Annotated in this window: 9 protein-coding genes; 8 read left to right on the top strand and 1 reads right to left on the bottom strand. The window is 75.2% G+C overall.

Annotation, left to right across the window (positions count from 1 at the left end):
* Positions 1-140 precede the first annotated feature (140 nt).
* Entirely contained in the window at positions 141-1,970 is a 1,830-nt protein-coding gene (locus tag ACIOJE_RS12265; RefSeq protein WP_400775479.1) for a phosphatidylglycerol lysyltransferase domain-containing protein, read from the top strand.
* A 168-nt stretch (positions 1,971-2,138) separates the two neighbouring features.
* Positions 2,139-2,939: a hypothetical protein gene (locus ACIOJE_RS12270; RefSeq protein WP_400775481.1), complete on the top strand. Its 801-nt coding sequence runs from the start codon at positions 2,139-2,141 to the stop codon at positions 2,937-2,939.
* Here the strand turns inward: ACIOJE_RS12270 and ACIOJE_RS12275 are convergent.
* Complete coding sequence (locus ACIOJE_RS12275) at positions 2,929-5,808, bottom strand: SpoIIE family protein phosphatase (RefSeq protein WP_400775483.1); 2,880 nt, start codon at positions 5,806-5,808, stop codon at positions 2,929-2,931. The genes ACIOJE_RS12270 and ACIOJE_RS12275 overlap by 11 nt on opposite strands.
* A 249-nt stretch (positions 5,809-6,057) precedes the next feature.
* On the opposite strand from ACIOJE_RS12275, the gene ACIOJE_RS12280 reads away from it, so the two are divergent.
* The 6 genes from ACIOJE_RS12280 (at position 6,058) to ACIOJE_RS12305 (ending at position 13,311) form a co-directional block, all read left to right on the top strand.
* Positions 6,058-7,272, top strand: a complete 1,215-nt coding sequence (locus ACIOJE_RS12280) for a rhodanese-like domain-containing protein (protein ID WP_400775486.1) — start codon at positions 6,058-6,060, stop codon at positions 7,270-7,272.
* Positions 7,273-7,392: 120 nt separating this feature from the next.
* Positions 7,393-8,052 carry a DUF5819 family protein gene (locus ACIOJE_RS12285; protein ID WP_400775488.1) on the top strand — a complete coding sequence of 220 codons (660 nt, stop codon included), beginning with the start codon at positions 7,393-7,395 and terminating at the stop codon, positions 8,050-8,052.
* The gene (locus ACIOJE_RS12290; protein ID WP_400775490.1) at positions 8,049-9,374 is read left to right on the top strand and encodes an HTTM domain-containing protein; all 1,326 of its coding nucleotides are present in this window, start codon (positions 8,049-8,051) and stop codon (positions 9,372-9,374) included. The genes ACIOJE_RS12285 and ACIOJE_RS12290 overlap by 4 nt, the downstream gene beginning before the upstream one ends.
* A 10-nt stretch (positions 9,375-9,384) precedes the next feature.
* Entirely contained in the window at positions 9,385-11,532 is a 2,148-nt protein-coding gene (locus tag ACIOJE_RS12295) for an FUSC family protein (protein ID WP_400775492.1), read from the top strand.
* A gap of 376 nt (positions 11,533-11,908) precedes the next feature.
* Positions 11,909-12,556 (top strand): TetR family transcriptional regulator, encoded by a 648-nt coding sequence (locus tag ACIOJE_RS12300; protein ID WP_400775494.1) that lies wholly within the window; start codon positions 11,909-11,911, stop codon positions 12,554-12,556.
* Between the two features lie 5 nt (positions 12,557-12,561).
* Positions 12,562-13,311 carry a TrmH family RNA methyltransferase gene (locus ACIOJE_RS12305; protein WP_280673927.1) on the top strand — a complete coding sequence of 250 codons (750 nt, stop codon included), beginning with the start codon at positions 12,562-12,564 and terminating at the stop codon, positions 13,309-13,311.
* Positions 13,312-13,441 lie beyond the last annotated feature (130 nt).

Raw genomic sequence — 13,441 nt, forward strand, 5'->3', positions numbered from 1 at the left:
CTGCCCTTTGTCGGCCTGCTCCACGCGGTGGGCGCCCGGTCGAGGTGAGGGCCGCCGGTCAGTCCGTCGGGCCCGTGCGGGCGCCCGGCGCCGGGCCGTGTGCGGATGCGCCCCACCATCTGATCGTTTGGAATTGAGCTGTGTCGTCCACTGTGAAGTCGGAGCCGTCCGCCACGTCCACCGGGCCCCGGCCCGGCGGCGTGCTCGCCCGGTGGCGCCCGAGGGCCGCCGTGGCCTCCGTCTGGTACCTCAGGCTGCTGGCGCTGCTGAACGTGGCGACGGTGCTGCTGGTGCCGTTCCGGGACCAGGTGACCGAGCACAACGAGGGTGAGTACTTCACCCCGTACCTGATGACCGCGGGCCTGGCCAGCGCGGTCCTGTCGATCTTCCTCGCCGTCGCGATGCGGCGTCGCAAGCGGGCCGCCTGGATCTTCAACATGGCGCTGTCCAGCCTGTTCGCGCTGCTGTACCTGGCGGTCATGGTGCTGCCCGACGAGCGCTTCAACCGGCACCCGCTCAACTACATCTCCACCGTGCTGACCTGCCTGTTCGTGCTGTCGCTGGTGGTCGGGCGCAAGGAGTTCACCTCCAAGGGCGACCGTTCCAACCCGAAGACCGCGGCCGCCGCGTTCGTCGCCGGGCTGCTGTTCGGCGGCGGGGTCGGCGCACTGCTGGTCTGGCTGACCAACGGGCTGAGCGGGGCCGACTTCTGGGACCTCTTCCGGTACTCGGTCGGCCGGATGATCACCATCACCCCGACCGAGCACCTGCGTTCGGTGATCTCCGCGCCGACCTGGGTGAACGCGGCGATCAACGCGATGGGCGCGGTGCTCTTCCTGCTCGTCCTGTACGTGGCCTTCCGCAGCCCGCGTGGCAAGGAGCTGCTGAACCCCGAGGACGAGGCGAAGCTGCGCTCGCTGCTGGACAAGCAGGGCGAGCGGGACTCGCTCGGCTACTTCGCGCTGCGCCGGGACAAGGCGGTGATCTTCTCCCCCAGCGGCAAGGCGGCGGTGACCTACCGGGTGATCGGTGGGGTCTCGCTCGCCTCGGGCGACCCGATCGGCGACCCGGAGGCCTGGCCGGGCGCGATCGACGCCTGGCTGTCCGAGGCCCGCGAGCACGCCTGGGCGCCGGCCGTGATGGGCGCCTCCGAGGAGGCCGGGGTGATCTACGCCCGGCACGGGCTGGACGCGCTGGAGCTGGGCGACGAGGCGATCGTCGAGCTGGACGAGTTCTCGCTGGACGGCCGGGCGATGCGGGTGGTCCGCCAGGCGTACAACCGGGTCAAGCGGGCCGGGTACACGGTGCGGATCCGCCGGCACGAGGACATCCCCGAGCGCGAGATGGCCGAACTGGTGGCCAAGGCCGACCAGTGGCGCGACGGGGCGACCGAGCGCGGCTTCTCGATGGCGCTCGGCCGGCTCGGCGACCCGGGCGACGGCCGCTGCGTGATGCTGGAGTGCCACGACGGCGACGGCGAGCTCAAGGCGCTGCTGAGCTTCGTCCCGTGGGGCCCGGACGGGCTCTCGCTGGACCTGATGCGCCGGGCCCGGGACACCGAGAACGGCCTGATGGAGTTCATGGTCATCGAGCTGCTGCAGCGCGCCGACGAGGTCGGGCTGAAGCGGGTGTCGCTGAACTTCGCGATGTTCCGCTCGGTCTTCGAGCGTGGCTCGCGGCTCGGCGCCGGTCCGGTGCTGCGGCTGTGGCGTTCCATCCTGGGCTTCTTCTCGCGCTGGTGGCAGATCGAGTCGCTGTACCGGGCGAACGCCAAGTACCGGCCGATCTGGGAGCCCCGCTACCTGCTCTTCGAGAAGAGCAGTGAGATTCCGCGGATCGGCATCGCGAGTGCGCGGGCCGAGGGCTTCATCGTCGCGCCGAGCCTGCCCGCCCTGTTCCGCCGTCGGCACGCCGGGGCCGCCGTGGTGGCGCCCCGCCTCCCGGTCGCGGCGCGGGACGGGAAGGGGTAGCCCTCCGCCGGGGGGCGGAGGGGACCGGACGGCCGGATGGGGGTGGGATCGGGGATATCTCTCCCCCCAGAGGATGACCCTGCTCCCCATCAATGCCGATGTGGATTTGTTAAGAGGCTTCTAATGTTGGAGTAGTTGGGAAAGTTCGGGGATTCAGGAGAAACGGCTGTGATTGACAGGACCCACGCGGGGGGCGTGCGAAAGGGGCCGCTGGCAGTAGCCGGATCGGCCGCTGTCGCCGAGTGGGGGACGTTGTACGCGACGGTCCGGGACGCGGTGGTGCGGCGGAAGTTCGCCGCCGTTCCGATGGCCACGGCGGCGACGTTTCTGATCCTGCTGTTCAGCATCACCCAGCACCTGCCGGGCGGTGAGCGCTTCGTCAACCACATCGGGGTGGTGAAGGCGGCGCTGCCGCTGGACGTCTCGCTGCTGCGGACGCCGCTGTCGCTGTACGTGCCGGCGCTGGACCTGCCGGTCTGGGGCGCGCTGGCCCAGGTGTTCGTGGTCTTCGGCGTCGCCGAGATCGTGCTCGGCCGGCGGATGACCCTGGTGGTGGCCTACACCTGCACCCTGACGGGCACGCTGTTCGCCCGGATCGGCGTGGCGCTCGGCCCGGGCCACCTGTTCGGCTTCCCGAAGTGGGTCGCCTACGTGCGGGACACCGGGCCGTCGGCCGCGGTGGTGGCGCTGGCGATCTGCATCGCGTTCCGCTGCCGGGCCTGGCTCACCGCCGGCCTGGTGGTGCTCATGATGGTCGGCGAGGCGGTCGTGCTGCCGAACCTGGCCGGTCTGGAGCACGTGGTCGCGGTGATCACCGCGCTGCTGCTCGCCGTGTCGGTCGAGGTGTTCGGGGACTTCTGGCCCCGGGTGCTGGCCGGGGTCGGCGCCGCCACCTCGGTGGCCGCGGTCACCTCGCGGGAGGTCGCGGTGGAGGCCCGGCGCGGAGCGGCGGGCGCGGTCACCCCCTGACCGGCGCCGGGCCCGGCCGACAGGCGTGCGGCAGGGGGAGTTCGAACCAGACGACCTTGCCGACCGCCTTGCGGGCGGTGCCCCAGCGTTCGGCGAGCTTGGTCACCAGGGTGAGGCCGCGGCCGGTCTCGCCGAGCTGCTCGGCCGGCTCCAGCGAGGGCAGGTTGTGGTTGTCGTCGCTGACCTCGACCAGCAGCTTGTCCACCCGGATCAGCTGGAGCTGGACCCGGTCCCTGGCCACCCGGACGGCGTTCGTGACCAGCTCGCTGACCAGCAGCTCGGTGATGTCGCTGAGTGCCTCCAGGTGCCAGCCGGCCAGCTGCTCGCGGACCAGTGAGCGGGCCCGGCGCACCTCGCGGTGGTCCACCGTGAGGTCCCAGGTGGCCACCTCGGACGGGGCGACGCCGTCGAAGCGGGCCACCAGCAGGGCGACGTCGTCCTTCCGGTCGTCCGAGTGCAGCCGCTTGAGCACGACGTCGCAGGCCTGCTCGGGGCTCTGCCGGGGGTCGATCAGGTTGCCGCAGAGCGCGGCCAGTCCCGCCCCTATGTCACCGCCCCGGACCTCGACCAGGCCGTCGGTGCACAGCACCAGCATCGAGCCGTCCGAGACGTCGATGGTCTTGGCCACGAACGGCACCCCGCCGACCCCGATCGGTGCGCCGGCCGGGATCTCCAGCAGCTCGCCGGAGCCGTCCGGGTGGACCAGCACCGGCGGGACGTGGCCGGCGCTGGCCAGCTCGCAGGTCCGGTTGATCGGGTCGTAGACCGCGTACAGGCAGGTGGCGAGGTGGTCGTCGCCGAGCTTGTGGGCCAGGTTGTCCAGGTGCCGCAGCAGCTGGCCGGGCGGCAGGTCGAGTGCGGCGAGGGTCTGCATGGCCGTCCGGAAGCGGCCCATCGCGGCCGCCGAGTGCAGGCCGTGACCCATCACGTCGCCGACCACCAGGGCGACCCGGCTGCCGGGCAGCTGGATCGCGTCGAACCAGTCGCCGCCGACCTCGGCCTTGGGGTCCCCCGGCAGGTAGCGGTGGGCGATCTGGACGCCGGGGATCTGCGGCGGACGGGTCGGGATCATCGAGCGCTGCAGGGTGGTGGCCACCCTGGCCTCGGCGCGGTGCAGCCGGGCGTTGTCGAGCGAGAGCGCGGCCCGGACGGCCAGCTCCTTGAGCGTGGCGGCGTCGCTCTCGTCGAAGGGCGCGCGGTCCGGCAGCCGGAGCAGCTTGAGGATGCCCAGCACGGTGCCCCGGGCGGACAGCGGCACCACCAGCATCGAGCGGCCGGTGACCACCGGGGCCAGCCGGGCCCCGCCGAGCGCGATCGCGTAGTCGACCGCGACGTCCGCGCTGACCACCGGGACCAGCACCGGCTGGTTCAGCTGCAGGGCCATCCCGGGCGGGGTGCGGCGCGGCATGCTGACCAGCGAGCCCTCGGCGAGCACGTGGTCCCAGGCGCCGCTGGTCTCGTTGTAGACCAGGGCGACCCGGCGGAGCATGGTGTCGTCGTCCGGCCGGGCGACCGGCAGCTCGGAGTCGGAGATCAGCCCGTCCACCAGGTCCACGCAGGCGAAGTCGGCGACCCGGGGGACCAGCACCTTGCAGAGCTCGTGTGCGGTGAAGCCGAGGTCCAGGGTGGTGCCGACCTTGCCGCCGACCTCGTTCAGCAGCGCCAGTTGCTCGCCGGCCTGCCCGTTGGTCAGGAACGAGCCCAGCCGCCCGGGCGGACCGCCCTCGGCATCGCTCGGGGCGTGGGCGGGAGGGGCCTGATCGGCGTGGCGGGCCGGGTGGCCGGTGGCGGGCGGTTCGACGGCGGCCGGCTCGATGGCGGCTCCTCCTCCGGTCGGGGACGGGACGGCCTGGGACAGGGTGGTCGGGCCCGGGGTGGTCGGGGCCGGGGTGGTCGGGGCCGGGGTGGTCGGGGACGGAACACCTGCCGGGGCGCCGGTGGGCTGGGCGGCGGACCGCTCGGCGGCCTCGCGCTGGGTCGGCAGTGGGCTGGACGGCCGGCCCCGGACGGTTCGGGCCGCGGGCGAGGACTGCTCGGGCTGCGGCGGCGGGCCGACCCGGGCGGCGCGTTGCTGGGCGGTCGGGTAGCGGCGGCCGAGTCCGGCGGCGGCGTGCGCGGCGGAGGCCTGCGGGTCCGCGGGCAGGACCGGCAGTACGGTCGCCGGGTCCAGCCGCAGCGCGGGCAGACCGGCCTGGTCCAGCACGTCGAGCAGCAGCGCCCGGCGGTCGGCCGAGCCGGCCGGCAGCAGCCCGGCCAGCTGGTCGGCCGGCAGGAGACCGGCGCGCAGCCGGCCGGGCGGGGTCAGGGCCGCGCCCAGTCGGTGGAAGCCGCCCCGGGCGGGCGGGGTGGCGGCGAACGGCAGCAGCCGCTCGCCGAGCGCGAGCCGGGGCCCCGCGGTGCGCAGCGGCCGGGCGTCGGCGGCGAGGGCGAGCAGGCCGCCGGGCGGGTCGGGCAGCGGGTAGGCCCACCAGAGCACGTCGCGCAGGTGCTCCTCGCGGTCGATGACGGCCATCTGGCCGGCCCAGGGGCGGCCGGTCGCGGTCAGTGCGGCCAGGGTGTCCAGGGCGTCGCAGCGGCGGCGCAGGACGGGCCCGGTGGCCGGCCCGGGGGCGCCGAACGGCTCCACGGCGGGCAGCAGACCGCTGGCCGGGCGGTCGTGGGCGACCTCGGCGCGGTGCCCGAACAGCTCCTCGGCGGCCCGGCTCCACTGGGCGATCCGTCCGGTCCGGTCGACCAGGACGAGGGCGAGCCGGACCAGGGCGGCCACGCCGGTCGGGTGGTCGCCCGGCACGGTCTCGGCGTCCGCCGGACGCGGTGTGGAGTTGGACTCGGCCACCATGGATTCGGTCTGCTCCCGCCTGGCCGCCACGCCTGGAGGCGGCCGTCTCTCCGGAGGAAGGCACGCTGCGTGGGTACCAGCGAAGCACGGACCGGGCCGGGCTCGATAGCGAAACGGGGAGATTCCTCAGGATCGGTTGCGTGTCGCGCAGCGCGCGCCGGTTCGCACTCCTCGTTCACCCGGACGGGGCTTTCGCGCGCGAGGGTAGGGTGGCAGGCCGGGCCACCCCGCGAGGCGGCTCCGCAGGACGCAGCCGGCCGGACGAGACAGAGGCGAGAAGTGACCGCGCAGAGCCCCGTCCGCTGGACGGACCCGCAGCAGCAGGAGTTGGAGGAGCGGGTCGCCGCCGCCGAACTCGCCTGGCTCAGCATGGACGTCGACGTGCAGACGCTGCGGGTCGAGATCGACAACTTCGCCCTGATCCACCATCAGCTGCTCGGCCCGCTCTACGCCCGGCTGGACGAGCTGGAGGCGCTGGTCGCCGAGGCGGTCGCGGCCCGGACCGGGCGCCCCGAGGACCTCCGCCGGGCCGCCGAGGCCCGTCGGCAGGTCGACGAACTGCCCGACCTGGACGCGCTGTTCGACTCCGTCCGGGAGCAGGAGGCGGCTCCGCCGCCGCCCGCCGCGCCGGCCCGGGTGCGCCCCGGGCGGGACGCCCAGCGGGTCTACCGCGAGCTGGTCCGCCGCGCCCACCCCGACCTCAGCACCGACCCGGCCGAGCAGCAGCGCCGGGCCGCGTTCCTGACCCGGGTCAACGAGGCCTACGCGCTCGGCGACGCCGCCGCGCTGGAGGGCCTGGCCGCCGAGTGGTCCACCGCGCCCGAGGCCGCACCCGCCGCCGACTCCCCCGACCGGCTGGAGTGGCTGCGCCGCCGGCTGGAGTGGCTGACCGGCAAGATCACCGAGACCGCCACCGAGCAGGTCCGGCTGGAACAGACCCCGATGGGCCAGCTGCTCGCGCTGGCCCCGCAGGACCCGGACCGGCTGCTGGAGCAGCTCGCCGAGGAACTGCTCGCCAAGGCCGCCGCCCAGCAGGCCGAGCTGGAGAGGCTGCTCGGCAGCCCGGCCGCGGGCGACGGCCACCGGCGGCCGGTGGGCGACAATGGCACCGACCCGACCCTCCCCCCGCCTTCGGCCGGGAGGTACCCCCACCAGGAGAGCCACACGATGTTCGCGCAGATCCCCTCCGCCACCGCCGCCGCCGTGCCCGCCGACGCCGTCCTGCTGGACGTGCGCGAGCAGGACGAGTGGGACGCCGGCCACGTGGACGGCGCGCTGCACATCCCGCTCGGCGAGGTGATCGCCCGGATCGGCGAGCTGCCGGACGGGAAGCTGTACGTGCTCTGCCGGGTCGGCGGCCGCTCCGCGCAGGTCGTCCAGTACCTGGTGCAGCAGGGCCGGGACGCGGTGAACGTGGACGGCGGCATGTACGCCTGGGAGGGCGCGGGTCGTCCGATGGTGAGCAGCACCGGCCAGGACGCCTTCGTCCTCTAGCGCTCGTCGGACGAGCGCCGGCGCCGTCTTCGAACTGCCGATGCCTGCCGGTAGGGCAGGATGGGCGCGCGACCGCGCGGGCACGGGCCCGGGCGGCGCGCCGACCGGGCAGGGGAGGCCATGCCGGAGACGACGGGCCGCCCGGCCGCCGGACGGGTCTGGTCGACGCCCGCGCAGCTCGTGCTCGGCCTGGCCGGGGCGGTGCTGGTGGTCGGTACCGGGCTCTTCCTCGCCGCGGTGTTCCTGCACGTCGCGCCCGCCAACTCGGTGTCCCGGCAGTACCGGGACGAGGTCGACGGCCTGGTGTACCCGGAGTTCGAGCAGAACTGGAAGCTGTTCGCGCCCAACCCGTTGCAGCAGAACGTCAGTCTGGACGCCCGGGTGCGCACCGCCGTCGACGACGGCACCACCCGCACTCGTGACTGGACCGGGCTGACCGCGCAGGACCTCGCCGCGATACGGGGCAACCCCGCCCCCAGCCACGTCGACCAGAACCTGCTGCGCCGGGCCTGGGACTTCTACGACGGCTCGCACAACCCGCAGGACGAGGCGCTGACCAACCCGCGCGGCAAGCTCGCCGAGCAGTACCTCAAGCGGATCGCCCTGCAGCGGATCGGCCGGGAGGTGGACGGCGAGCGGATCCTGGAGATCGAGTTCCGGGTGACCGCGGTGACCGTCCCGCCGCCGTCCTGGAGCGGCGAGGCCGCGCCGCCGGCGCCGCGGGTGCGCGAGCTGCCCTGGTGGCCGGTGGGCGACGAGGACTACCGGGGGCTCGGATGAGCGAGGTGTCGCCGGAGACGTCGGTGCAGGCGTCGGCGGAGGTGTCCGCGGAGGCGTCCGCAGAAGTGTCGCCGGAGGTCTCGCAGCCGGTCGGGCCGGGGCGGCTGGAGGGCATCCCGCGCCAGGTCGGGCAGTCGGCCGACCCCGGCGTCGGCGTCGGCCCTTGGCCCGGTCCGGCGCCGCGCGGGCCCGGCCCGGCCGAGTCGGCCGCCCGGGCGATGGCGGCCTTCACCGGGCGGGTGCTCGGCCGCCACCAGGCCGCGGTGGTGCGGATCGGCTTCGGGCTGGTCTGGCTCGCCTACCTGCTGCGCGAATGGCCCAACCGGCGGGTGCTGTACGGCGACCGGTCGCCTTGGTCGATGGACCTGGCCGAGCGCCTGCTGTCCGACAACGGGGCGTTCACCGTGCTGCCGTGGTTCGGCGGGCGGCCCTGGTTCGAGCTGGTCTACCACCTGGCGGTGCTGGCCGCCGTCGCGGTGGTGCTGGGCTGGCGGACCAGGGCGAGCACGGTGCTGTTCCTGGTCACCGTGCTGTCGCTGCAGAACCGCAACGTCTTCCTCGGCGACGGCGGCGACAACGTCGTCCACCTGATGGCGGTCTACCTGGTCTTCACCCGCTGCGCCGAGGTCTGGTCACTGGACGCTCGACGGGCCCGGTCCGGGCGCGGCGGGGTGGTGCTCTGGTCGGTGCTCGGCGCCGTCCTGGCGGCCTGCCAGTTCGGCGGTTTCGCCGGGGAGAGCCTGACCTGGACGGCCCGGGCCTTCCCGTACGTCGGCTGGGCGCCGCTGTTCTGGGGGCTCTGGGTGGTGGCCGGGCTCTGGTGGACGCTCGGGCGGCTGCGGCCGGACGGCGAACCGCGTGCGGTGCTCGACGCGCTGGCGAACATGGTGCACAACTGCGCGATGCTGGTGATCGCCGTCGAGGTGGTGCTGATCTACGCCACGGCCGGCTGGTACAAGGTGCAGGGCTCGCGCTGGCAGGACGGCACCGCGCTGTACTACCCGCTGCACCTGGACTACTTCACGCCCTGGCCGGGGCTGTCCGCGCTGGTCGGTTCGGCGCTGCTGCCGGTCTTCCTGATCTCGTACGGGACGGTGATCGTGCAGGTCGCGTTCCCGTTCACGCTGCTCAACCGGCGGGTCAAGAACGTGCTGCTGGCCGTGATGACGGCCGAGCACCTGGGGATCGCGCTGCTGCTCGGGCTGCCGGTGTTCTCGCTCGCGATGATCGCGGCGGACGCGGTGTTCCTGCCGACCGGCGCGCTGCTCTGGCTGGCGGCGCGGCTGCGGCGGATTCGGCGGCCACGGGTGCCGGTCGCCTAGGCTGGCCGCCATGTCCTGGTTCGACGCCCTTCGTGACACCGCGCGGACCGGACTCACCCTCGACCGGGCGCTCACCGACCCCAAACGGGCCGTCCGCGGGGCCGTCGCCGTCGCCCTGGTGCTCTTCCCGACCCTGGCGATCGGGGGGCCGGCCCTCGCCACCTCCGCCGCCATGGGCGCCTTCATCGCCGGCACGGCCACCTTCCAGCGCAGCTTCCGGCCCCGGGCCAGCCTCGCCGTCGCGGCCGGCCTCGGACTCGGCGCCAGCACCTTCCTCGGCTACCTCGCCGCCGGGGTCACCGGCCTCTTCCCGGTGCTGCTCGCGGTCTGGGCCTTCGGCGCCGGGCTGGCCTGGGCGATCGGGCCGACCGCCGGGATCGTCGCCGCCAACACCGTCTCGGTGATGCTGATCGTCGTCCAACTCCCCGTCAGCGTGCTCGCCGCCCTCGGCCACGGGCTGATCTGCGCGCTCGGCGGTGTCGTCCAGGCCGTCGTCATCACCCTCTGGCCGATCGGCAGTTGGACCGCCCAGCGGGACGCCCTCGCCGACACCTACGCCGAACTCGCCGACTACGCACGTCGGTTGCGTCAGGATCCGACCGCGCACGTCGACCCGGCGCCGTTCATGACCGCCCGCCACGCCGCGGCGCTCACCCCCTGGCAGGACCGCCACCGGCCGCCCGAACTGCGCGGCCTGCGCGGCCTCGCCGAACGCATCCGGCCCACCCTCGCCGCGCTCGCCGACCCCAAGGTCGGCGCCCCCGCCGAAGGGCCGGAGCGCGACCGGGCCCGCGAAGTCCTGGCCGCCGCCGCGGAGGCCATGGACGCCCTCGCCCGGGCCATCCGCACCGGTGATCCCGTCCAACTGCCGCGCTCGGCGCCATCGTTGACCCTCGCTCCGCCGGTCGACGGCCCCCGGTTGCAGGGGGCCGCCCGGCGCTCGTCCCGGCGGCTCGCCGGACTGCTGCGCAAGGCCTCCGACGCCCTCGACCGCGGCGACGAGGACACCGTCAGCACCCCGGTGGTCGGGGCCGGCGGGGCGCTGCACAAGCCGCCGCTGTTCCGGATGCTGCCGGTCGCGATGCGCTCGGTGCAGCGCCAGCTCCAGCCGCGCTCGGCGGTCTGCCAGCACGCCGTACGGCTCGCCGGGGTGGTCACCGTCGCCTACCTGCTGGCCCGGCTCATCGGGTTCCACCACGGCTACTGGGCGCCGATGACCGCCGCCATGGTGATGCGGCCCGACTTCGCCCAGACCTACAGCCGGGGCGTCGCCCGGCTGGCCGGCACCGTCGTCGGCGTCGCCGTCTCCACCCTGGTGGTGCAGCTCACCCACCCCGGCCAGTGGGTGCTGGCCGCGCTCGCGGTGCTCTGCATCGGCGGGGCGTACCTCACGCTGAAGACCGGGTACGCGCTGATGACCGTCGGCATCTCCTCGTACGTGGTGTTCCTGCTCGGCCTGCAGCCCGGCGACCCGCTCGCGACCGCGTTCGAGCGGGTCGGGCTCACGCTGCTGGGCGGGTCGGTGGCCCTGGTGACGTACGCGCTCTTCCCCACCTGGCAGACCGCCCGGCTCGGCGAACGGCTGGCCGAGTGGCTGGCCGCCGCCGGCAGGTACGCGGCCGCGGTGATCGCCTGTTACGAGAACCCGGCCGCGCCGCGCGGACGGGTGGTGCGGACCGCGCTGCTGGACTCCCGGGAGGCCCGCTCCGAGCTGCTCCAGGCCATGCAGCGCGCCGACGCCGAACCCGGCCAGCACGCCTCCGGGCTGCCCGGGGTGAACCGGCGCCAGGTCGACCGGGCCCGGGCGGCCGTCGGGCACCTCGGGCGGGTCGCCGTCCTGCTGGAGGCCCACCTGCCGGCCGCCGACGCGGACCCGGTGCCGGGGACGGCGGAGTACGCGGAGGAGCTGCGGCTGGCCACCGCGCTGGCGGGGGCGGCGCTGCTCACCGGGCAGCCGGTGGAGTTCGGCGCCGTGCGGGAGGCGCAGACGCGGTTGGAGGAGCGGCTGGCGCAGGCGCCGGCTGGGGTGCAGCGGGACGTCGTGCGGGCGGCGACGCGGCTGCTGGGGCAGGCGTTGAAGGACCTGGAGCGGGCGTTGCGGGGGCGGGAGGACATCCGGGGGCCGGAGGACGCGCGCAGGCCCGGGGACCGGCGGTAGGCCGCTCCCCGGGCCGGGAGGCAGGCGGTCCGGGGGTCAGGCGGTGCGCCACCGGCCGCCGGAGGCCTGGGCCCAGGCGGCCAGGGGGCGGTGTCGGCGGCGGTGGTGTCGGGGGTGAGCAGGTCGCGCATCCGGTCGTCGCCGAGGCGCTGCTTGAGCAGGCGCAGGGCGGCGCGGGCGCGGTCGAGCTCCCAGGCGAGGACGGCCTCGCGCGGGTGGCGGGTGCCGTCGATGTCGGTGTGGACGGCCGGCACAGTGGTGCTCGCGGTGGTGCTCACGGCGTCGCTCCTCGGCTCCTCAACGATACGGAGAGATTTTCTCCGCTTCACTGACGCTAGCATAGAGGGAGAGGATTTCTCCGGTTAGGGAGTTGCCGATGAGGGCCGACGCGGAACGCAGCCGGCGCAGGATCCTGGACGCCGCCTGCGAGGTGTTCCTGGAACGGGGCCCGGACGCCCCGCTGGACGCCGTGGTCCGGCGGGCCGGGGTCGGCCCGGCCACCCTCTACCGGCGCTTCCCCGACCGGGAGGCGCTGGTCCGCGCACTGGTCACCGACCTGCTGGCCCGGCTCACCGAGGCCGCCGACCAGGCCCGGCTCACCGAGGCCGACCCCTACCGGGCGCTGCGCCGCTTCGTGCACGTCGCCGCCGACCTGCGGATGGGCGCGGCGATCGTGGTGCTGCTGGAACGGCTGGTGGTGGACGAGGACCTGGTCGCCGTCCGCCGCGGCGCGGTCACCGCGGTCGAGGCACTGCTGCGCGCCGCCCAGGACGCCGGGCGGCTGCGGGCCGACGTGGGGATGGGCGACCTGGTGCTCCTCTGCGTCCGGGTGTCCCGCCCGCTGCCGGGCGCGCTGGCCGCGCTCGACGCGGACGGCTCGCTGGTCCACCGGCACCTGGACCTCGCGCTCGCCGGGCTGGCCGCCGAGCCGGACGGCCCGGCGGGCCCGCCGCTCGGCTTCGACGAGGTGATCGCCGCCGCCGGCCGCCCCGGCGAGCCCGCCCCGGGCGGGGTGGCAGAGTGAACGCCATGGACGACGAGGTGCTGCGGGCGTGGCGGGCGGGGGAGCGGGAGCCGGGGGCGGTCCTGCTGGACGGGTTCCACGTGCTGAAGCACGCGCTGCGCTTCGGCGGGGACGTCCGGCGGGTGCTGACCGCCGACCGGGCGGCGCTGCTGGCACTGGCCGGGGAACTGGCGGCGGACGTCGTGCCGGCGCTGGACGCGCTGGCGGTGGAGCTGCCCGAGGCGCGGCTGCGGACGCTGGCGCCCCGGCTGCACCCGACCGGGGTGGTCGCGCTCGCCGTGCGGCCCTCCGCCGAGGCGAACCTGGCGGCCCTGGCGCGGCGCCCGCGCCCGGCGCCGGTGGTGCTGCTGGAGAACCCGCGCAACCTGGGCAACGTCGGGGCGGTGATCCGGCTGGCGGCCGGCTTCGGCGCCACCGGGGTGGTGACCACCGGCGACCTGGACCCCTGGCACCCGAACGTGCTGCGGGGCAGCGCGGGCCTGCACTTCGCCACCGCGGTGGAGCGGCTGGCCCTGCCGGAGCTGCCCGCCGGGCCGCTGTACGTGCTGGACCCGGAGGGGGCGGACATCCGGACGCTGCCGTTCCCGGACGACGCGCTGCTCGCCTTCGGCACCGAGCGGCACGGCGTCTCGGCGGAGCTCAGGGCGCGGGCGGACCACCTGGTCTCGGTGCCGATGCAGCCGGGGGTGTCCAGCTTCAACCTGGCGACCAGCGTGGCGATGGGGCTCTTCCACTGGATGTCGTCGAAGGGGTGAGGCGTGGGGGGGGGCGGGGGGGGGCCCCCCCCCCCCCCCCCCCGGGCGCCCGCCCCCCCCCCCCCGGCCGGGGGGGGGGGGGGGGGGGCCCCGCCCCCCGCCCCCCCCCCCCCCGCCGGGGCCGGCCGGG

This window comes from Kitasatospora sp. NPDC087861 (genome assembly GCF_044742585.1).
Classification (GTDB): Bacteria; Actinomycetota; Actinomycetes; order Streptomycetales; family Streptomycetaceae; genus Kitasatospora.

Excerpts from the sequence above, each read along its gene's own strand:
- ACIOJE_RS12285 (WP_400775488.1), top strand. The coding sequence starts at position 7,393 with ATGCCGGAGACGACGGGCCGCCCGGCCGCCGGACGGGTCTGGTCGACG.
- ACIOJE_RS12290 (WP_400775490.1), top strand. The coding sequence starts at position 8,049 with ATGAGCGAGGTGTCGCCGGAGACGTCGGTGCAGGCGTCGGCGGAGGTG.
- ACIOJE_RS12295 (WP_400775492.1), top strand. The coding sequence starts at position 9,385 with ATGTCCTGGTTCGACGCCCTTCGTGACACCGCGCGGACCGGACTCACC.
- ACIOJE_RS12300 (WP_400775494.1), top strand. The coding sequence starts at position 11,909 with ATGAGGGCCGACGCGGAACGCAGCCGGCGCAGGATCCTGGACGCCGCC.
- ACIOJE_RS12305 (WP_280673927.1), top strand. The coding sequence starts at position 12,562 with ATGGACGACGAGGTGCTGCGGGCGTGGCGGGCGGGGGAGCGGGAGCCG.